Genomic DNA, 20128 nt, shown 5'->3' with positions numbered 1-20128 from the left:
CGCAGGAACTCGGGGTTGGAGGCGACGACGACGTCGGCCTTGGGATTGGTCTCGCGGATGATGCGCTCGACCTCGTCGCCGGTGCCGACCGGCACGGTCGACTTGGTCACCACCACGGTGAAGCCGGTGAGCGACTGCGCGATCTCTTTGGCCGCGGCGTAGACATAGGAGAGATCGGCATGGCCGTCGCCGCGGCGCGACGGCGTGCCAACCGCGATGAAGACGGCGTCGGCATCGGCAACCGGCTTCGACAGATCGGTGGTGAACTCCAGCCGCTTGGCTTTCACATTCGCCGCGACGAGTTCATCGAGGCCGGGCTCGTAGATCGGGATCTCGCCGCGATGGAGCGCCGCGATCTTCTTCTCGTCCTTGTCGACGCAGATGACGTCGTGACCGAAATCCGCAAAGCAGGCTCCGGACACCAGTCCCACATAGCCCGTGCCGATCATCGCGATTCGCATGAAAAAACTCTTTCCGTTGAAGACGGATGTTCCACTGAACACCCTAGACCATTTCTGTAGCCGATCGCACGCCCAACATTAGGGCAGCGTGTGTCACCCGCCGAACAAACCTTCACCGCCTAGCGCCGAGGCCGTGACGGACATTTCCCTGAACGCGCCGTATGCACTCCACGCAGCCGACATATGCGACAGCCGCCCCGCACGGAACCATCAGCGCTCCGGCGCGGAACAGGACGTCGACAACGATCGCAGGATCACATGCCGTGGTACTTTCGATACCATTCGACGAAGCGGCCGAGACCGTCCGCGATCGACGTCGAAGGTGAGAAACCGACATCGCGCTGGAGCGCGGAAATATCGGCGCGCGTCTCCAGGACGTCACCGGCCTGCATCGGCAGCAACTGGCGAATCGCGGGCTTGCCGATGATCTTCTCCAGCGTATCGACGAACTCGATCAAATTGACCGAGCGGTTGTTGCCGATGTTGTAGACGCGATACGGCGCATAGCTCGACGAATTTTCCGGCGCCTCCGCGTTCCACGCCGGATTCGGCGCCGCCGGCCGGTCGAGCGTGCGGATCACGCCTTCGACGATGTCGTCGACATAGGTGAAGTCGCGCCACATGTCGCCATTATTGAAAATCTTGATCGGCTCATTCGCAAAGATCGCGCGCGTGAACAGCCAGGCGGCCATGTCGGGCCGGCCCCATGGACCGTAGACGGTGAAGAAGCGAAGACCGGTCACCGGCAGCTTGTGAACATGCGCGAACGTGTGCGCCATCAGCTCGTTAGCCTTCTTGCTCGCCGCATAAAGGCTGACCGGATGGTTCACCGAATGCTCGGTCGAATACGGCAAGGTGCGGTTGGCGCCGTAGACGGAGCTCGACGAGGCGTAGACGAGATGCGCCACGCCATGGCGCCGCCCGGCTTCGAGCACGGTGACGAAACCGTCGCAATTGGCGCGGATGCTGGTGATGGGATCGTCGATCGACGCGCGCACGCCGGGCTGCGCCGCCAGATGCACGACGCGGTCGGGCGAGACCTCGTCGAAAACGCGGCTCACCGCGGCGAAATCAGCAAGGTCGATCTCGTAGAATTTGAACCCGGGACGGTGCTCGAGCGTTGCAAGACGCGCACGCTTCAGCGCCGGATCGTAGTACGGCGTGAACGCATCGATACCGACAACTTGTTCTCCGCGCGCAAGCAGGCGCTCACACACATGCATGCCGATAAAGCCGGCAGCGCCGGTAACAATCACAGGAGCCATGATCAACTCGTCGCTTCGCCCTTACCGCACTGCAATGCCAGACTGATACGTCCGAAGCAAGGCTCGCATTTGCGGCAGTTTCATGCACGACACCATCGAAGCGCCGACACTTCATACGCGACCGGAGACCCGCCACCGGCTGACGAGACGCTATCCACGGACGGGATTGTCGGGTTCGGCAAAGCACGCATGCGCAATGCGCAGCCCGCGACTTTCGGCAAAGCGACGGAAGATCAGCCTCACTTCGATCGGGGCGTCGCACATGCCTTCCAGCAGCACCGCCTGGGTCGCTTGCGATGCGGCTTGATACATCAGGACGGCCGTCGGAAAGAGACGAGCGCCAACGATGTCGTCGAAATCGGCGCGAGTCTGTCGCTTGAGGTCGTCCGGCAAGAAGCCGTAGGCACGCATTGCCAGCGGCGCGCGGAAAAGTTGCACCCAGATCTCGTGCGGTCCGAAATGATAGGACTGGGTGAGGTAGGAAATCGCGGTCGGGCCAAAGCCTGCTGCTCGAATCTCAACCCAGTACAGCGCCAGCCAGGCGATCGATTCCGAGGGCGAACACGCGATCAGTTGTTTCGCAGAGCGCGTCACGTTCTGCAGGCTCGCATCGAGCGAACCGATGCCGCCGGATTCGAGGTGATTGCTCAGGAGCCGCAGGTTGATCAGAAGCAGGTTGCGACGCTGCCTGGCGTCGCAAAATACGCCCGAGGCATCCTCGTAGCGGGACGCGATGCGTTCGAGAACCTCATTGTCGTAATTCTCGCCGCGGCTCAGACGCGCGGCGAGATCCTGCAGCGTGGGGCGAAACGTATAGCTCGCGGCCGACAGCAGCCAAGCCAGCGCCGTCGCAGCGACAACAACGTTGACAATGGCCGCATATGCCGCAGACGGGCGGCGGGACCCGTGCTCGTTCTCAGGCCTGCTCGACGTAATAGTCGGAATAGTGCCGCCCCTTGTACGACTCGATACGCTTCAGCGTTTTCGGATTGGCACGATTCAGCACGATGCCGACGATCTTGCCTCTGAACACCTCGAGGTCGACGATGGCCTCGTTCACCGCCGCACGGCGGGTCTTGCCCCATTCAACCACGTAAACGATGGCGTCGACCAGATGTCCGACGGCCTTGGCGTCCGTCACCGGAAGCACGGGGGCGAGGTCGACGAAGATATAGTCGTATTTCTTTCTCGCCACCTTGAGAAAATCCGACATCGACTGGGACGACAGCAAATCGGCCGAATTGACCAGCCGCGCCCGCACGACCGACGGCAGGAAATTGAGATTGGATTGCCGGTCGACCTGGATGTGGTGCTCGAACTGCGACGGATCGGCGAGGGCCTCGACGAGACCGGTCTTGGAGCCGGGGGCGACCTTGCGCGTCAGGGACTGGGTGTGCAGATCGCCGTCGATCAGCAACGTGCGATGCCCGGCGAGGGCCGCCAGATGCGCGAGGTTCGCGGCAACGGTCGTCTTACCCTCCTTCGGGAGCGAAGAGACGACGGCAATGACGTTCGTTTCCCTGGTCAGGCGGGACAGGTCGACGGCGGTCTTGATATTGCGCAGCGTTTCGGCGAACCGCGAGAACGGATGTTCGAGAGCGTATCGCGTCAATATCGCTCCGCGTGCGTCCGACGACGAACCGTCCGCGGCCTCGGGACGAAGCTCCGGCAGGGTGCCGAGGCATTGCAGCGCCGTCTCGGCCTCGACCTCCGACGGCGTGCGCAGGACTTCGGTCAGCATTTCCTTGCCGACGGCGCCACCGAGGCCGAAGCACAGGCCGCCGATCAGTCCGCCGAGGAGCAGCAGGCCCGTCTTCGGCCAGCTCTTCTTGTCCGCCTTCTGCGCGGTGCTGATGATTCTGGCTTCGCTGATCGGGAAGCTCTGGTTCTGCGTCGCTTCCTGCAATTGCTGGAGGAAGTTGTTGTACAGGGTCCGATAGGTGTCGGCAGCGCTCTCCAGATTGCGCAGCTTCACTTGGGCCTGACTCGCGCTGCCGTTTTGGCTCACGAGCTTGTTGAGGTCCGCTTCCAGCGAACTTTCACGGCTGCGCGCGATCTCGTAGTCGCTCTTGTAGGCGTCGGCGATACGCTTGACCTCGTCCTTGATCGCCCGCCGCAGTTCCTGCATGCGGGACGCCAGGTTGACCGACGCCTGGTGGTCCTTCCCGTACTTGTTCGACCAATCCGCGTACTGGGCGGCGAGATCGAGATATTGCGCGCGCAGTCGCGTGATCACGGTGTTGCTGAGCGCGTCAGTCACGGTCGGCTGAGCAAGATCCTGGTCCGTGATCGCGTTGATTCGGTCGAGCCTGGCCTTGGCTTCCGCGGTGCTGGCGCGAGCCTGGATCAGTTGCGTGTTGACGTCGGAGAGCTGCTGCTCGTTCATCAAGCCCTTGCTCGTCCCGACGATGTTATTTTCAGCCTTGAACGTCTGGACGGCCCGGTCGGCCTCCATCGCCTGCTGCTGCAGCTCGGCGCTGCGCCTTTGCAGCCACTCGCTTGCCCGTTTGGTGGACTGGTACTTGGCTTCGAGCACGCTGGTCATGTACGCGTCCGCCAAGGCGTTGGCGACCTTCGCCGCCTTCTCGGGCACCGTCGACCGGAACGACATCGTCAGCACGTAGGTGACGCCGACCCGCTCCACCTTCAGATTCTTCTTGAGGCTGGCGACCACCATCCGCTTCACGAAATCCTTGGATTCCGGCTCGGCGAGACCCAGTAGATTGATGATCGTGCCGACGACCGAGGAGATCATGTCGGCTTGCGTATATTCGGGATCGCTGGTGAGGTTCAGCGAATCAACGACCGAGCGCACGAGGTCGTCGGACGTGAGAATTTCGACCTGGCTCTCGACGAAGCCGGGATCGATCAGCGTGCTGTTCGCCGCGTCGGTGGACTTGTTCAGAACCGCCTGACGGGTATCGACGAGGATGCTGACCGAGCTCGTGTAATAAGGAGTGGCCGTCAGCGCATACGCCACCACCACGGCCAGACAGACACCGACGACAGAAGCGATCAACGGCCACTGCCGGCGCACAATGTCGAGCGTCCGCTCGAAGGTCAAAACGGCGGTATTGAGCGGTAACGACGAAGACTGTCCGGCGTCGAAGGTATTTCGCGGCTGATACATGCGTCACTATCGCGGCAATTCGAGAGGAAGCGGGACGGGGGCGAACGGATTGCCGACATCCATGTTCCATTCTCCTTCAAATAAAGAGTTGGATTGGGCGGCGGGCTTGCTCTGTGTCGAAATCTGGACAGGCGCGTCGCTCTCGATCGACGCATATCCGGCGCTCACCGACGAATCCTGCAATCTTCGGACAAAATCGATAATGCTCTGCACGACTTTGGGCTCGATCGGGCCACAATGCTGCGCGGCCCGAGCCAGGCCACGTCCGATTGCCGACCGATTCGACTCCGGAGCCAGCGATACCAATTTCCCGATCTGCGGGAGCAGATCGGGATCAGTGGCCAAATACTCGGTAACCTTGCTTTCGATCTTGGTCTTGTCGTTCTTCGCGTACTTCAGGACATGCCCCGGATCGGCCGAAAAGAGGCGAAGTTCGACAGGCGGAGTCCTCAACAGCAACGGCAAGCAGTGTGCCGTCGCAGACGACACACCGGCCAGCGTCAAGGATGCGACGGCAAGGATCGATCGTGCCAGGATCGGAGCACGCGAATGAAGGCCCAGCAGGCGATTGCGGTCTCTACGAAGCACTTGGTCTCACCGTAGTTAATGGATTAGCCGCGGTTAGCGGATAAATACGGCAAGTCTTTGTGCATTGCAAAAGAAAACCGATCGGGACTCCTCGCGACGCCCTCACCTGCTCCCAAGTTCGGCAAAATCGCGATGATCCTGCTTGGCGATCGAAACCCAGACGCGAGGATCCGCGCCGGATTCCATCGACACCCACTGATAGCTGGCTCCGCGGAAATCGCGAACGTCCGGCACGAGGTTGTCCAGAACATAGTCACCGTCCTGCAACCGCGCGATCAACACGAGATGCCCTCCGGCGGGAGCATAGACGACCGCAAGACGCAAGGCGCTCGCAGGCCAGCCCTTGGCGAGAAGCAGATGACGTTTGGTGATCGCATAGTCGTTGCAATCGCCCGACGACGGCGAGAGCGTCCAGCGCGCCAGCAGCGGATCAGTTGATTTCATCACAGGCGAGATCGCCTGATTCACGCTGGCATTGACCTCTTCGAGCGTCGAAAAAGCGGCATCCCGTGCCGGCAATTGCGCCTCAGGCGAGCTTTTCTCGCACTCGCGCGAATAGTTCATGCAGAACTTCACGAACTGCAATGGAGCCAGAACGTTCTGGGCCTCCTTCAGAAAGACGCCCTTGCTCATTACTTGTTCAGCCGCAAGGCACGGCAACGAAGAACTCAGAACGAACAGGGCTGCAACCAGACGCTTCATCACCGCCTCCCGCGATACTCTTGATCGCTCGACGGTAGCCTCGAAAGTTCTCAACCCGATTGCGCAATTTCGTAAAATTGCGCGTAATTGGCGTAGCCTCGCTCAGTTTGTCGGGCTGGTCTGAGCGAGCGGATTGATCGACGTGACCGAGGCTGCCGAGAAGAACGTGGTCGTCGAGGGAGCCGAGGCCGCGGTAAAAGTGGTGCTCGTTGAACTACTTACCGAGCCCGAGGACTGCGCCGCAGCGCTTGCGCGCCCGCCTCCCGCAATGGATTCGCCGTTCGGATCAGAGCCGGGAACGGCGGTCGTCGGAACATCGCCAGTGATGCTTACGAAAGATTGAATCAGGTCGCTGTTCTCGGTCTTCAGCACAGCTTCCTGGATCGCCATGGCGGTCGCCGGACGATTCAGCACGCAGGTCGATGCAGCAGTGCCGAGTCCGGCGCCAATCGCCCGGTTCTGCGCCGGGGAACTGGCGCTCGAGAGCGACCCAATGCCCTCCACCGTCTCAGGACGCATCGAGGCGAAATCTCGAATCGCCGCGGAAAGCCTGCCTTCCTCACCCGCGGGGATTCCATTCAACAGACCAGCCGGATTGTCGAGAAACTGGGTTGCCTTTTCAGCGGTCACGTCTGCAGCAGCAGGCACGCAAGCAACGTCCACGGCCGTTGCAGCGTTGGATGTCGATGGTGCCAGCAGCAATGCAATCACCAACCCGGGTATCATGCGCATCTGGGAACCCCAATTCTTTCCACGAATAGACATTTGTCTGACATACAGGATTTTCGAGGAAGCACTCGACTATATTTAACCGATGGTAAACTGCCTAAGTTCTTTGCGTCGCGTCGTCGAGATCGACTGAGCCAGGCCGCAGCCTGAAATTGCCGCGAACACAACCGCAAATCCAGCAATTTGTAGCGAGAAGTCGATACACGAATGCAACACTCCGAGCAGAAACACCGAAGCGGCCGTTGCTGGAATGTCGCGATCACGAAGTCGGGAGAACGCTCCCCAAAGCATCCGCCCCCAAAAGAATGCAGCGATGGCGCAAATTGTCGCTCCCAGAGGAAGCCCGACCGAAATCATCATTTCCAAGGGCGTGCTGTGCACCTTGTCCCAGATGCCTTGACTACCAAGATTTCCCGGTCGGTAGGGCGGAAATGCAGTCTCGAAGTTTCCGATGCCGATGCCGAACAATTCGTGTCCACGCAGCATTTCGAGTGCGGTCCGATAGACTTCCGCACGCTGACCGTCTGCTAAGCCGAACAGACCGACCCGGCCGATCACGCTTCCGCCGATCACAAGAAAGCCCACGATGGTGGCGGCCGCGACCGCTCCCGCTCCCAGCCAATAGTGCCTCGATTGGAACCGAAGTTGCATGAGATGGAGATTGGCGAGGCAGGCAAGGCTCAAGAGAGTCAGCAGAACTCCGGCGCGAGAGCCTGTCATGCCTGTTGCGACAAGACATGTCAGAAAGCCGACAGCAAGAGTGGCGGGATGGTCTGTGAATGAATAGTCATAATGCCGCCGCGTCGGCGTGGCCATCAGAGCGTCCGACACGATCGGAGCCAAACGGCCCAGGAACAAGACCGAGCAACTGCCCCAAAAAACGGCAGCAGTGTTGCGGTTCACGAACGTTCCCGTCGCAAAGGGAAGATAATATTCCTTGCTCCTCCAGAGCAACATGGTCGGCGCCAGGAGATGCGCGAGGATGCCGTATAGCGCATACGCGAATCCTGCATATGCGATCGCTTTCAACATCTGCCGCGCCGCCACCCCGTCGGTGGCGAGCAGATAGGCCCGCAACAACGCGAGGACAAAGAGCAAGCAAGACCCGAACGCGATCCAGGGCACCGATGCCGTAGCGGAGATGCGGTTCGGCTCCGTCACCCCCGCGACATCCCTGGCAGCCCGCCATGAAGGATCGGCAAGCGCATCCCCCACCCCGGGCGAGATTTGAAAAACCGAGAGTGCACATAATAGCAGCAGGACCATCCCCATCGGTCCGATAACCCAGAAGTCCGAGCTGCAAACACGCGAGAGGTTGGCGGTCAACAAGCTCGCGGCCAGGAGTGTCGTCCAGATCCAGATCCAGATCAGATCGACCGAGCCGAAGGGCAAGGGAGCCAATACGAAGACTACAATCGCGATGAACCGGGATATACGATGCACTTAAATTTCAATCGGCAAGCTGCGGAATCGGCGATCACTTCATTGAGCCAGACGTGTAGAATGACCAAAATCGAGACAATTTGCTACGCTAACGATCCGGCCTATCGGTCTCTGACAGCACGCGCGATCTAACCGAAGGCCCTATGATGGATCAACCGACAACGCCGCTCGCCGAAAATCGCGAGGCTGCCCCACTTTCGGCCTGGGCCCTGCCCACGCTCGAAGGCTGCGCGGTGCTGCTCTATTTCAGCCGCGACGCCTTCGCCGGCGTCTTCCGCTATTATGCGAGCCTCACACATCTGGACGCCCTCTGGTTCGTTCCCGACCTGTTTGCATTCGCATGCGTGGCGGCGTTCACGTACAGATATGCGTTCAAGCAAGGCAGCATCATCGCCATCCTGCTCGTTCTCTATACGGTCTTCGCGCTCTTTCTCGGCTACGTATTCCTGGGAGAGACGAAGGGGCTGGCCTCTTCGATAAAGATGATCGCCCCCGCCTTTGTCGGATTTTGCTTTTGCGGCCGCGAGTTCAAGGACCAGAAACTCCTGCTGAACGTCATCTATTTTCTCTTCTTCGCCTCGATGATCGGGATCTTCTGGTCCGCGCATTCGCGGCTGCCGTGGGTCGCCTTCTCATACGAATCTTTCGGCGCGACGCGAACCGCGGCACGACTCTGGTGGACGGGCGGCGAGAGCCGCATCTCCGGGTTCGCCGCCGACAGCACCATGGCTGCATATTTCGTGTTGATAACCTATGTCTTCACCTCCATTCGCAAGAGCGTGCTCTGGTGCCTGATTTGGGCGGGGCCGGCCCTCTATGCGATTCAGGTTTCGACCAACAAGACTGCGCTGGGCGTCCTGGTGATCTACCTGGGCGGCCTGCTGCTGGTGCGCGCGTTCGACGAACGTCATCGTTTCGCTGCGCTTCGTTCACTCGCGCTCTGGTCCTTCGCCTGCCTCCTCGTCCCGCCGGCTTTGATGCTGGCGTTCAGCGGGACCAATTTGGGCAGAATCGCGAAGAGCCTGTACAGCCTGCAGGATCGCATCAACAACAGCTGGCAGCTGCCGTTCGTCTACATGAACGATCTGATGCCGCTGGGATATTTCACCGGTTGCGGACTGGGCTGCTTCAACTATCCGCAGCAGCTGTTCTCGAACAAAGTCGCCTATTACGTGCCCGTGGATAATTTCTACATCGGAACCTACCTGATGTTTGGTCCGATCTTCGTGATCTTCGTGATCTTCGTGATCATGGCCGTGGCCAGAACCCGCGATATCTACAAGCTCACTGCCATCTTTGTGATGAACTTCTACACCATAACCGTTCTCGGTTACGGCCCTGCGAGCGGTCTGTTGGTGATCACCATGGCGTTCAGTGAAGTTTTCGGAAAGCCGTCGCCGCTTCCGCGCGTGAACCGCAATGCTATGGGGCAGCCGCCGCAGCTCCTGAAGGTTGCAAGCGGGTGATGGCTCTTCTCGAACGACCATCGGGCGCGGAGAGGGCGAAGGATTTCGCCAAGAGAGTATCCGACAGCAGGCACAATATCTTTGGGCGGCACGGCTCCGCGGCCCAAGCCCGGCTCTTTGAGCCGTCGATCCAGGGGCTGCGCGGCCTTGCTGCGCTAAGCGTCTTGCTCGTTCATCTCTATGACATGCCGCTCACGGCCGGCTTTCTGCCGCCGATGCCGTCGTGGTTCGATGCAATCATCGGAACCTTCGGCCGCGGCGTCGAAGTGTTCTTCATGATAAGCGGGTACCTGATCCCGGCCAGCCTCGTCCGGCATCAGGTGGTTTCGAAATTCTTCATCGACCGCTGTCTGCGCATCCTTCCTGTATTTGTCATCCTTCATCTCGCCCTCTTCGTCATCGGGCCGCTGGTCGGATACAAATTCTTCAAGGGCATCGACGCGCTGGACTACGTGAAGATATTCCTCGCGAACCTGTTCTTTCTCCCCGACATCCTGAACCTGCCGCTTGGGCAGCAGAACGCATGGACGCTGACCTACGAGTGGGTGTTCTATTTGTGGTTCGCAGCGGCCTTCTATTTCGCTACGCGCTCGCGACCGGTGACCGCCCTGCTCGTTCTGGCGGGCGTCATCGCCGTTCTCTACTTTCCGATTTCGGCCTATTTCGCGGTCGGATTCGCGCTGAGGGCGGTCGAACTGCGCATCGGAGCGCGAGGCATATCGGGGCTGCTGCTCAGCGTCGCGTGCCTGGCACTGATGTACATGCTGCTGGAATATGTACATCCGTTCGTGGGGCTTCTTCCGGGCCTCATCCTGTTTTCGACGGTCCTGAACCCGGCTTCGACCATTGCGCAGCAGTTGTCGAAGGCCTCACCGCAATTCGTGGGCAAGATCAGCTACAGCCTGTATCTCGTTCACCCGTTCGCGCTCTACCCGTTGCAGGTGATCGGGGCACGACTGGTCTCCCAAGGCTACTCACCCTGGGTGGTTTGGCCCATGTTCGTCGTTCTCGGGCTGCTGTCTTCGTTCGTTGCCTCGACGATCACATATGAGCTGATCGAGGTCCGGCTGCGGAACGTCATCGCGGCCCTCCTTGGCACTCACGAGCGGAAGACCTCGGTCGAAGTCCAGAGCGCGGTCGCCAGCCCGCTCTTGCGAGACGATCTACGCGACCACGCCAGGTTCGATCATCAGGGGCGCCGGCGTGAGTGACGGTCGAGCTTCACCTGAACGGCCTCGGCCGGCAGCTTCTTGACCGGTGCGCTACGCCGCTTTTTCGGCACGATGCTGGGTGAGATCGTCTCTGGCGGAGCGTCTTCACCGAACATCTCTATATAATGAGCCAGAGGCATGTAGCCTGCGTCGACAAGCGCCCTCGCGCTATCGCGCGTGAGTTTCGCCTTCATTCCACCCTCCCCTTGGTTAACCCATACCTTCTTTATTCTCGCCTTTCGATTAGCCTAGGCCCGGAACGGTAAAAGGTGCGTTGACCAATATGCCCGGAATCCGGCAATCGGGCCGCGAAGGCTAAGATCGAATGAACACCGCAACCGGCCATCGCCTGCGACGACCAGCCTGGCGCCCGATGCTCGAGCGGGAACCGTACAGATCGAAACTTGGCCGTTCAGCTAGACTTTCGACGGACGGCACGCGGGCTCCCACCGCCAGCCTCGCCAACTCCCGGGCTGCGCCTTCGCGAGGGCAGTCGCGATGGGAGCCGGCTGACCGATCGCCTCGATGCACAGGCAAATGACAAGCGGGATATGCACGTCGGCTCGGGATGCCTCCCTGCATTGCGGCCGCTCTCGATATTAACCTTCCGATCGTTCTGGATCGCCGCGCGCGCCTCAATCCTCGCAACCACGTGCTGCGACGTGACCTGAAAGCTGTCTTGCGCACTCGGTTCTGACAACATCCCTGCCTGTGATGAGGCACGGCGGCTAAAACTTCGGCGAACCAGCGGTCGTCGAATGTTTTCGCGCATAACGAGTGAACGTCATTCCGCGCGATGACGCTTCGCCTTTGACACCGGTCGGATGATGTGCTTGCCCTGCGCTATCACGGATCATCGGTGCCCTGACAATGCAAGTCCCCCAGAAGCTGGTTGCCTTCGCGAATGTGCTCATTCGATTGGCGACGCTCGGGCTTCGATTCCTGCTGTCCTTCTACGTCATCAAATATCTGGGCTACGACGCGGCCGGTGTTTATGGGCTGACGGTCGGCGTGACCGGCCTCGCGCCGGCGGTGATCGGATGGGGCCTGAACTATTTCGTGGCGCGCGAGGTCGTCGGATTGTCGCCGGCTGAGGCGGCAATTCGAGTCCGGAATCGCCTGTTCGTCACAATCGTTTCGCTGAGTCTCGCTACGGTCCTGGCGGTGTTGCTGTCGTTCTACCTGCACCGGACGATCACCCTGCTTTACGCGCTGATCGCCGTGCTGGTGTGGCTCGAAACCATCGGGCTCGATCTGCATCTGCCGCTGATCGGCCTCAACAAGGCGCTCGAAGCCAATGTGCTCGTTCTGCTGCGTTCCGCCGTGTGGATTCCCTTTGTCATCGGCCTCGGCCTGTTGTTTCCGCAATTCCGCTCGATCGAAACGGTGCTGTGCGCCTGGATCATCTCGAACGTTTTTGCTCTTGTCGTGCTCAGCGTCATGGCGAGGAAGTGGAAGCTCAGCGGCGTGCTCTCGCGGGAGGTCGATTTCGACTGGATCAGCAACCGCCTCAAGAGATCCTGGCACATCTATGTGAGCGACGTCAGCCTTGTCGGGCTCATGTATCTCGACCGGTACATCGTGAGCTTCTTCCTCGGACTGTCGGCAACGGGGATCTATACGTTCTTCTGGTCGCTCGCCAATTCGCTGCAGACGCTGGTATCGACTGCCGTCGTTCAAGCTGCCCTGCCCATTCTCGTCTCGACCTATGCGAGCGGCAATCGCGAGGCATGGCGCGAGGCTCTTCGCGTGGAATTCTACAAGGTCATCTCGATTTCCACGGGAGCGGCCGTGGCCATTTTCGCGGCAAGCGAAGTGGCACTGCGCTACATGGCCATGAAAGGACTGAGCGAGCATCGGGGCCTGTTCCTGCTGCTGCTTGCGGCGGCCGTGCTGCGCTCGTGCTCGGATCTGGGCAATGTTGGCCTTCTGAGCACGAAAAAAGACGCGTCCTACGCCGCCATCAACACCATCGGGGTCTGTCTTTCGACTGCGATGACCTGCGTCGGCATCGTAACTTTCGGCCTCTCGGGTGCGGGAATTGCAATTTTCCTGACCGCGGTTATCCTGTTGCTCATGCGCGCCTGGTTCCTGGCAGGGGTGTTTCGCTCGACCGGTGCATCGCCCTCCCCCCACGACGGCGGATGAGTGGAAACGAAGACCGCCTTGCCGACCGGCCGAGGCCATTTGGATCTAGCCAGCGCCCAGCCGGCGTTGCGGAGCTCACGTTCATGACCCAGAAGACGAAGATCGTCGACAAGATCAAAGAGGATCTTGCCCACTACGCCTCGCGCGAGCACACCCCGGTCAGCTTTGCATTTGTTGCGCGCATGCTGTTGTTGACGCCGGGATTCCAGTTCGTGTTCGCCTGGCGCATCCAGGAGGCGCTCTTCCGGGTACCGCTCGTCGGCAGGATTCTTCGCCGCATCGTCTGGTGGTTCTCCTGTCTGCTGTTTGGCTCGGAAATCGCCCTGGCAGCGAGCGTCGATGGCGGTCTTTATATCCCGCATCCGTACGGAATCGTCGTCGGTGCCAGCGATATCGGAAAACGCGTGACACTCCTGCAGCACATTACGATCGGTCGGAAGGACCACTCCGATCGGGGCAGGCCGCGGATCGAGGATGGAGCTTCCCTGATGGCCGGATGCGTCGTCCTCGGCAGCATCACCGTGGGCAGCAATTCAATGATCGGTGCAAACGCGGTCGTGCTCAAGGACGTGCCACCCAATTCCATTGCGGTGGGCGCCCCTGCCAAGATCCTGCCGCGCTCCGACATTTCACCGACGTCGCAGGACGAGCTGCAAGGTCTGGCGTCGGAAGTCGCCTAGCGTGACGCCGACCGGTTGACGTCCGCGGCCTGCAACCGGTCTTCCGTTCTGGCCGTGCCTACGATGCGCGCAGGCGCACCCACGACCGTGGCAGAGTCCGGCACGTCGGATAGCACCACCGAATGTGCCGCAACGATCGCATTGCGCCCGATCCTGATCGGGCCCAGCAACGTTGCGCCAGCGTAGATCACCGCACCATCATCGATCGACGGGTAGGCGTCGACGTCATGCGAAGCCCGGCCGAGCGTGACGCCTTGGTAGATCGTCACATCTTTTCCGATCACGCTACCTTCGCCGATCACGATGCCGACCGGATGCGGCAGGCTTAGACCGGCTCCGAGTCGTGCGGCAGGGGCCACATAGCATCCGTAGTTCCTGACGGTCGATCGCCAGACCAGCCGCGACAGCAACCTGCCCGCTTTGCCCCGGACGTTCAGCCAGGACGCGAGCCTTGCCCGTGACACGAGGGCGAAGCCTGGCGACGTGACGTAGGCGATCAAAGCGCCGGTCAGACCGCTGCGTCCGGCGTTTCGCTCGAGATCCTGTCTCCACATGCTCTTTCATCACTCTGCTGGACGATTCCCGCCGATCTAGCGACCGGCCTGCGACGATGATGTACCAAGTTCCACACGCTTTCCAAGCACCCATTGTCCGACGCCGAGTTCGCGTGCAGCTGCGCCCGGCCATTGAAGTCCGACGCCGCAAGCATCGTATCGCGCCCCGAACCGCCCGGCGCGCCGCCGAGCAAATCAGAGCCAGCCCGTATTGGAACTTCAAATGCGCCAGGCAAATCCACCCGCAAACTGATCAATCTTGCGCTTCACGGCAACGGCCACACGAAACGCGCAATAGACATCCGGCCAACAATTGAAGTCGCGGCCTGGATCGTGCGCTCGATTCACGCAAGCAGATGCAGCGCAGCTGACCACGAACGAAGCATCTGCCAACCTTTTCATCGCAACCGACATCGCTGTTGTCCGTGAGAACACCGAAAGGATCTCGGGTTCCGCATCGGCGTCATCGAGAACGATCAGACACGCATTGCGGAACCGTGAGCACGCGCCTTGCGGAACCATCGCGCACACATTTGCTGCTGCGGCGCGCGATCGTCGAGCTCATTTAAACAGCACAACGAAGATGACTTTGTCTTCTTCAAACATGAAAAGCTCCAAGTTGCGTGGAAGAGATGAGCGAAAGTCTTCAAAACTTGGAGTCGCCTCATGACGACGACCAGCACTTCATCCGCTGTCCTCTCCGCGCATGCGTTCGTCGATTCAATCGCGGTCAACACGCATGCAGCCTATTCAGCCGCCTCCTCCTGGGGAACTTACGCCAACTCGAGTCTGATCATCGACGACCTGCGCTATCTCGGCGTCACGACGATCCGGGATTCCCTCTCGGTGGACCCGTCGTCAATCCCGGTGATCGACGCGCTTGCAGCGTCCGGCGTGACGTTCGACTTCGTCGTGGCATCCAATCTGCCGGCCTCGGGTGCGGCAGGAATTGCCCAGTTCCTCGCTTCCCTCGACGGCTTCATCGCAGCCTATCCGAACAGCGTCATCGCAATCGAAGGTCTCAACGAGGCCAACATCCAGGCATTCACCTACCACGGCAGTTCCTCCATCCAGGCTGCCGCGCAATTTCAGAAGGACCTTTACACGGCCATCAGGGCCGACGCACATCTCAGCGACGTCGCGGTCTATAATCTGACACTGGGACTGAACGACGCGAGCGGCTACGCCAAGCTCGGTGATCTCTCGAAATATTCCGACTTTTCCACCTCCCATGCCTACGTCGCGACGACGACGCCGGAGAACTACGGCATCAAGTACGCCGGCGACCTCGCTGCCACCAGCTCACCGAACAACCCTTCCGTCATCACCGAGACGGGCTACACCACGCTGGCGAGCTATACGGGCCTCGGCGTCGACCAGCTGGTGCAGGCAAAGTCCATTCTGAATTCGCTCGTCGATGCCTTCAAGAATGGCGTCACCACGACCTATCTGTACCAGCTGCTCGACCACGGCAGCAGCTCCGACCCTGAAGGCAAGTTCGGCCTTTTCAATGCGGATGGCACGCCGAAGCTGGCCGCGACTGCGATCCACAATCTGACGACGCTCCTTGCCGACGATGGTGAGGGCGGCCGCACGCCCACCACTGCGCTCGGCTATACGATCGATAACCTGCCCGCGACAGGCACCAGCATGGTCCTCGGCAAGAGCAATGGAGCCTACGAGCTGGTGGTTTGGGCCGAGCCGCAGCTCTGGAATGACGCCAAGGACGTCGAGATCGCGAACCCGACGAAGCAGGCTCAGGTTCACCTGAACAGCGTCCACAAAACCGTCACGGTCTATGACCCACTGAACACCGCGAAGCCGATCGCGACCTACACCAACGTCCAGGATTTCACCGTCCCGGTGAGCGACCATCCGCTCATCATCGAGATCGACGCCCCCGCGACCCCGGCGCCGCCGCCTCCCGTGACCGAAATCACTGGCACCGCAGCCGAAATCGTGGCCGACTTGTCCGACCTCAATGCCGCCGGCACCGTCCAATCCATCACGCTGACCGACACCCATGTCCTTGCCGTGTCGACGAAAGCGACGATGGACTACATGATCTCGCACTATGGCAGCGTGCTTTCGACGATCAAGGGCGGCTATTCGTTCGCGGTAACCACCACGGCATCAACGTGGAGCCTCACCGAGAATTACGATTCGACCGGCGCGCTCACGTCGACCGAGGAGACGGCCTATCAATCCGGCCTCCCGGTTTACCAGCTGGTGACCTACGCCGACGGATCGACCGCCGCCTCCTCCTATGCAAATGGGGTCAAGACGACGATGACGGTCACCCATAGCGACAAGTCGAAGGACATATTCGTCTATGGAATCACGGACAAGTCGTATGTCACCGAGGTGACGCACAAATCCGCCTCGGGCGCCGTCACCGGAAAGACCTATATCGGCGCGGACGGAAGCTCGACCGACGATTATTACGACTCGTCAGGCTCGCTCGTGTCGGAAGTCAAGACGAACGCTGACGGCTCATCGAGCAGCACGCTCTTCACTTCGGGCGTCAAGACGGCAATGTTCGTCACCAATACCGACCATTCGAACGACAATTTCCTCTACCACATCACCGGGAAGAGCTATGTCGCGGAGGTCCAACACGTTAACGCCAGTGGCGTTGTCACATCGGTCGTCAGAACGCACGCGGACGGAACCCTGGACTACACCGAGGCGCGCAACTCCGACGGGACGACGACGTCGACCAGCTTCGACGCCAAGGGCGGAAAGATCGCTCAGGCGATCACGCATCTCGACGGGACGAAGGACATCTATGCGCTGAACATCAAGCAGAAGGCCTATGTGACGGAGCACAGCGGGTTCGACGCGGCGGGTCGCCTTGTGCTGTTCGAGCGCCTGCATGCAGATGGCAGCTACGCACAGAAGGTCACGATTACAGGCGACATCACGACCACCCACAATTTCGACCCGGCCGGCGCGCTCTCGAGCGAAGTTGTGGCCGCCGCGAGCGGCACCAGCACGACTTCACTCTCACTCTTCAGCGGCGGCATCAAGACGAAAATGTACGTCACGAACGCCGATCACAGTCAGGACAATTACGCGTTCGACATCAAAGGCCAGCCTTACGAGAACATCGTCCAGCACATCAGCGCATCAGGACAATTGACATCGATCGTCCGCACGCACGGCGATGGCACCCTGGAATACACCGAGGTCATCGACCCACAGGGCACGAAGACCGGCACGCAATACGACGGTCACGGCACCAAGCTGGCCCAGACGGTGCACCATACGGATGGATCGTCGCTCCACGACCTGTTCAATGCCACGGGATCGATCACCCAGGAGAGCCTCACGAACGCGGACGGATCCACCTTGACGTCTCTCTTCACGGACAGTGTGAAGACCAGGATGTACGTACTGCACGCGGACCACAGCCAGGACAATTATGCCTACGGCGTCGTCGGTCAGTCCTACGTCAACATCGTTCAGCATGTCGACGACGCCGGCAAGCTGACGTCGGCGACGCGCACCCATGCCGACGGCACCCTCGACTATACTTTCAAGGCCGGCGCGGACGGCAGCTCGACCGCGACCTACTACGACGAGAAGAGCTTGCTGGCGTCCAAAGTCGTAACCCAGAGCAGTGGCGCGAAGGACGTCTATACCTTCCTGCCGTCCGGCGTGCAGGACAAGACCTACAATGCCTCCGGCGTCCTGCAGAAGACGGATCTGCTCAAGGCCGATGGCACGCATGTCGAGACGGCGAACGCAGCCGGCGTAACGCTGACGGGCGGCAACGGAAACGACCTGTTCACGGCGGCCACTTCGACGACCTTTGCCTTCAAGGGCGGCAACGATCAGATCTCCGGTTTCCACGCGGGCGCAGCTGCGAACCACGACGTCATTCAGATATCAAAATCGTTCGCACCAGACTTCGCTCACTTGAACATCGCCCAGGCGGGAGCGGACGCCATCGTTCATCTCGACGAGGGCAACTCGATTCTACTCGCGCATGTCAGTTCGACCGATCTTACGCAGCAAAATTTCCTGCTCGTGTAGGCTGCACGGATCGCGTAGACTGCCTCGCGATCCGGCACTTGTCGTTCTTTCGTCACTTCGCGCGCCAGCAGGCGCGCGGGGGAGCCGTTATATTCGCGTTGCAATCATGCGAGCGGAAATATAGACATTGGCGGTGAACGGCAGATCGGATGGCGTGGCCATTCGAGGCCAAGTCGGTGTCTACGTATACAATCCAGAGATCAGCTGAGGGTGGACCAGGAAGCCGCATCCCGCAAAATTCAGCGGGGGCGCTGAATTGCCACAAAGCTCGTTTTGGTTAAGTCCGTCGGCGAAGATGCTCGGCCCGCACCGGGCCTGCCCAGGGCGGAAGCAGGAATACCGTTGAAGACTGGGTGTTTGTTGTGTGGGTTGCATATGTCTCCATCAAGTCAATTTCCGAATGACGTCTGATTCCCCTCGGCTGAAGATCATCCACGTTGCCGAGACTATTCGCGGTGGGATCGCGACCTATTTTACCGAATTGCACGCGCTTCAGTGCCAGACTTTTGGCAAGGAAAACCTGTGCTACATCGTTCCGTCGGAGCACCGGGCCGACCTGATCGGGATTGCAGATTCCAATATCGTCGCCTTTGACCGCTCAGGCCGGAACTTGCCCAGCCTGCTGAGACTGGCGCTCGAGACGATGCGGCAAGTGCAGATTGCCAAGCCGGACATCGTGCACGTTCACTCCACCCTCGCCGGCCTGATCGTGCGCACGGCGTTCGTTTTCATGCGCAAACGACCTGCCATCGTTTACTGCGCGCATGGCTGGGCCTTCTCCCGCGAGACGTCGCGCTTCAGCAACGCCGTCGCCAAAATCGCGGAGCGGCTGCTCGCCAAGGTCACCGACAGAATCATCTGTATCTCGCAAAACGAGTACTCCGCCGCGCGGGACGCCGGCATCCCGGAAAAGCAGCTCAGCCTCGTCTTGAGCGGCATGCGGAACGAGCGCCCAAATATCCGCCACGATGACGCCAGTTGGAGCACGTCGAAGCTGAAGGTCCTGTTCATCGGGCGCCTCGATCGTCAAAAGGGATACGACTTCCTGATCGAGGCTGCGAGACAGCTCGAGGCGTCTATTGACGTCCGAATGATCGGCTCCGCGATCGTCAGCGAAGAAGGCGACCACACCATGCCTTCGAATGTCACCCTTCTGGGCTGGCTCGCGCGAACGGACATCGAGGCCCAGCTCGACCAGGCAGATCTCTGCGTGATCCCATCGCGGTGGGAGGCCTTCGGCTTCGTCGCGCTGGAGGCAATGCGCGCGCACAAGCCGATCCTGGCATTTCGCGCAGGCGCACTGCCAGAAATCATCGAGGACGGAGTGACCGGCTTGATCTGCGATCCCGCCGGAACGAAGGCACTTGTGGCGGGACTAAGGCGAGCATCACGTTTTGATTTGCGAGCTCTGGGAGAGGCTGGCTACGAGCGGTTCGTGTCAGTGTTCAGCATCGACGGGACACACCAAGAGCTGCTCAAAGTTTACGCAGCGGTGATCACGACGTCGCCCAAGCATCTCTCGAAATTTGCCTTCTAGCGCAACGACGTGGCTCGAATGCAACAGTGACTTTCAATGGTCCGCTGCAACCTCATCCAGACTTGGTCTCACATGGTGCGGCTGCTAAGAACTTCAAGCATCGTAAGAGTGAGATAGGAAGCGCGTTTTGTTGGCATCGATTTTCAAAATTTCTCCTGCGCTTGCCGTCTCTGCCA

The 20128-nt window shown here is 60.2% G+C and carries 17 protein-coding genes; 6 read left to right on the top strand and 11 right to left on the bottom strand.

Annotation, left to right across the window (positions count from 1 at the left end; translation table 11 throughout):
- The 8 genes from RAD15_RS34695 to RAD15_RS34660 all read right to left on the bottom strand — a co-directional run.
- Positions 1–461 (bottom strand): 2-dehydropantoate 2-reductase N-terminal domain-containing protein (locus RAD15_RS34695; protein ID WP_458183174.1); only part of this gene is annotated, 461 nt, incomplete at its 3' end.
- Between the two features lie 254 nt (positions 462–715).
- The gene (locus RAD15_RS34690) at positions 716–1726 is read right to left on the bottom strand and encodes an NAD-dependent epimerase (RefSeq protein ID WP_458183172.1); all 1011 of its coding nucleotides are present in this window, start codon (positions 1724–1726) and stop codon (positions 716–718) included.
- A gap of 150 nt (positions 1727–1876) precedes the next feature.
- Positions 1877–2320: a hypothetical protein gene (locus RAD15_RS34685; RefSeq protein WP_458183171.1), complete on the bottom strand. Its 444-nt coding sequence runs from the start codon at positions 2318–2320 to the stop codon at positions 1877–1879.
- A 322-nt stretch (positions 2321–2642) separates the two neighbouring features.
- Positions 2643–4856, bottom strand: a complete 2214-nt coding sequence (locus RAD15_RS34680; protein ID WP_458183170.1) for a polysaccharide biosynthesis tyrosine autokinase — start codon at positions 4854–4856, stop codon at positions 2643–2645.
- Positions 4857–4862: 6 nt separating this feature from the next.
- Complete coding sequence (locus RAD15_RS34675) at positions 4863–5444, bottom strand: hypothetical protein (protein WP_458183169.1); 582 nt, start codon at positions 5442–5444, stop codon at positions 4863–4865.
- Positions 5445–5546: 102 nt separating this feature from the next.
- Positions 5547–6146, bottom strand: coding sequence for a transglutaminase-like cysteine peptidase (locus tag RAD15_RS34670; RefSeq protein WP_458183167.1), 600 nt, complete (start codon positions 6144–6146; stop codon positions 5547–5549).
- A 102-nt stretch (positions 6147–6248) separates the two neighbouring features.
- Positions 6249–6878: a hypothetical protein gene (locus RAD15_RS34665; protein ID WP_458183166.1), complete on the bottom strand. Its 630-nt coding sequence runs from the start codon at positions 6876–6878 to the stop codon at positions 6249–6251.
- Between the two features lie 75 nt (positions 6879–6953).
- Entirely contained in the window at positions 6954–8318 is a 1365-nt protein-coding gene (locus RAD15_RS34660) for an O-antigen ligase family protein (RefSeq protein WP_458183164.1), read from the bottom strand.
- Positions 8319–8464: 146 nt separating this feature from the next.
- Here RAD15_RS34660 and RAD15_RS34655 point away from each other — a divergent pair, with 146 nt between their 5' ends.
- Both RAD15_RS34655 and RAD15_RS34650 read left to right on the top strand, forming a co-directional pair.
- The gene (locus RAD15_RS34655; protein ID WP_458183162.1) at positions 8465–9784 is read left to right on the top strand and encodes a hypothetical protein; all 1320 of its coding nucleotides are present in this window, start codon (positions 8465–8467) and stop codon (positions 9782–9784) included.
- Positions 9784–10995: an acyltransferase family protein gene (locus tag RAD15_RS34650; RefSeq protein WP_458183160.1), complete on the top strand. Its 1212-nt coding sequence runs from the start codon at positions 9784–9786 to the stop codon at positions 10993–10995. Before RAD15_RS34655 ends, RAD15_RS34650 begins: the two co-directional genes overlap by 1 nt.
- Here the strand turns inward: RAD15_RS34650 and RAD15_RS34645 are convergent.
- Entirely contained in the window at positions 10974–11189 is a 216-nt protein-coding gene (locus tag RAD15_RS34645; protein ID WP_247498470.1) for a hypothetical protein, read from the bottom strand. The two genes, RAD15_RS34650 and RAD15_RS34645, sit on opposite strands and share 22 nt — an antisense overlap.
- A gap of 676 nt (positions 11190–11865) precedes the next feature.
- Here RAD15_RS34645 and RAD15_RS34640 point away from each other — a divergent pair.
- Together RAD15_RS34640 and epsC are read left to right on the top strand one after the other, a co-directional pair.
- Positions 11866–13143 (top strand): lipopolysaccharide biosynthesis protein, encoded by a 1278-nt coding sequence (locus tag RAD15_RS34640; protein WP_458183159.1) that lies wholly within the window; start codon positions 11866–11868, stop codon positions 13141–13143.
- 83 nt (positions 13144–13226) lie between these two features.
- Positions 13227–13823 carry a serine O-acetyltransferase EpsC gene (epsC, locus tag RAD15_RS34635; protein WP_458183158.1) on the top strand — a complete coding sequence of 199 codons (597 nt, stop codon included), beginning with the start codon at positions 13227–13229 and terminating at the stop codon, positions 13821–13823.
- On the opposite strand, the gene RAD15_RS34630 is transcribed toward epsC, so the two are convergent.
- Positions 13820–14377 carry a serine O-acetyltransferase gene (locus tag RAD15_RS34630; protein ID WP_458183157.1) on the bottom strand — a complete coding sequence of 186 codons (558 nt, stop codon included), beginning with the start codon at positions 14375–14377 and terminating at the stop codon, positions 13820–13822. The two genes, epsC and RAD15_RS34630, sit on opposite strands and share 4 nt — an antisense overlap.
- 219 nt (positions 14378–14596) lie before the next feature.
- On the bottom strand, positions 14597–14899 hold the full coding sequence (locus tag RAD15_RS34625; RefSeq protein ID WP_458183155.1) for a hypothetical protein: 303 nt from the start codon (positions 14897–14899) through the stop codon (positions 14597–14599).
- A gap of 144 nt (positions 14900–15043) precedes the next feature.
- On the opposite strand from RAD15_RS34625, the gene RAD15_RS34620 reads away from it, so the two are divergent.
- Together RAD15_RS34620 and RAD15_RS34615 are read left to right on the top strand one after the other, a co-directional pair.
- The gene (locus RAD15_RS34620) at positions 15044–18415 is read left to right on the top strand and encodes an RHS repeat protein (protein ID WP_458183153.1); all 3372 of its coding nucleotides are present in this window, start codon (positions 15044–15046) and stop codon (positions 18413–18415) included.
- 400 nt (positions 18416–18815) lie between these two features.
- Positions 18816–19952, top strand: a complete 1137-nt coding sequence (locus RAD15_RS34615) for a glycosyltransferase (RefSeq protein ID WP_458183151.1) — start codon at positions 18816–18818, stop codon at positions 19950–19952.
- Positions 19953–20128 lie beyond the last annotated feature (176 nt).

This window comes from Bradyrhizobium sp. 14AA (assembly GCF_054185205.1).
The sequence above is the reverse complement of the archived record's forward strand: the minus strand, read 5'-3'. Positions and strand labels throughout refer to the sequence as shown.

Bases quoted from the DNA above. Each gene is read 5' to 3' on its own strand.
- RAD15_RS34690 (WP_458183172.1), bottom strand. From the start codon at position 1,726: ATGGCTCCTGTGATTGTTACCGGCGCTGCCGGCTTTATCGGCATGCAT.
- RAD15_RS34680 (WP_458183170.1), bottom strand. From the start codon at position 4,856: ATGTATCAGCCGCGAAATACCTTCGACGCCGGACAGTCTTCGTCGTTA.
- RAD15_RS34670 (WP_458183167.1), bottom strand. From the start codon at position 6,146: ATGAAGCGTCTGGTTGCAGCCCTGTTCGTTCTGAGTTCTTCGTTGCCG.
- RAD15_RS34665 (WP_458183166.1), bottom strand. From the start codon at position 6,878: ATGCGCATGATACCCGGGTTGGTGATTGCATTGCTGCTGGCACCATCG.
- RAD15_RS34655 (WP_458183162.1), top strand. From the start codon at position 8,465: ATGGATCAACCGACAACGCCGCTCGCCGAAAATCGCGAGGCTGCCCCA.
- RAD15_RS34650 (WP_458183160.1), top strand. From the start codon at position 9,784: ATGGCTCTTCTCGAACGACCATCGGGCGCGGAGAGGGCGAAGGATTTC.
- RAD15_RS34645 (WP_247498470.1), bottom strand. From the start codon at position 11,189: ATGAAGGCGAAACTCACGCGCGATAGCGCGAGGGCGCTTGTCGACGCA.
- RAD15_RS34640 (WP_458183159.1), top strand. From the start codon at position 11,866: ATGCAAGTCCCCCAGAAGCTGGTTGCCTTCGCGAATGTGCTCATTCGA.
- epsC (WP_458183158.1), top strand. From the start codon at position 13,227: ATGACCCAGAAGACGAAGATCGTCGACAAGATCAAAGAGGATCTTGCC.
- RAD15_RS34630 (WP_458183157.1), bottom strand. From the start codon at position 14,377: ATGTGGAGACAGGATCTCGAGCGAAACGCCGGACGCAGCGGTCTGACC.
- RAD15_RS34625 (WP_458183155.1), bottom strand. From the start codon at position 14,899: ATGGTTCCGCAAGGCGCGTGCTCACGGTTCCGCAATGCGTGTCTGATC.
- RAD15_RS34620 (WP_458183153.1), top strand. From the start codon at position 15,044: ATGACGACGACCAGCACTTCATCCGCTGTCCTCTCCGCGCATGCGTTC.
- RAD15_RS34615 (WP_458183151.1), top strand. From the start codon at position 18,816: ATGACGTCTGATTCCCCTCGGCTGAAGATCATCCACGTTGCCGAGACT.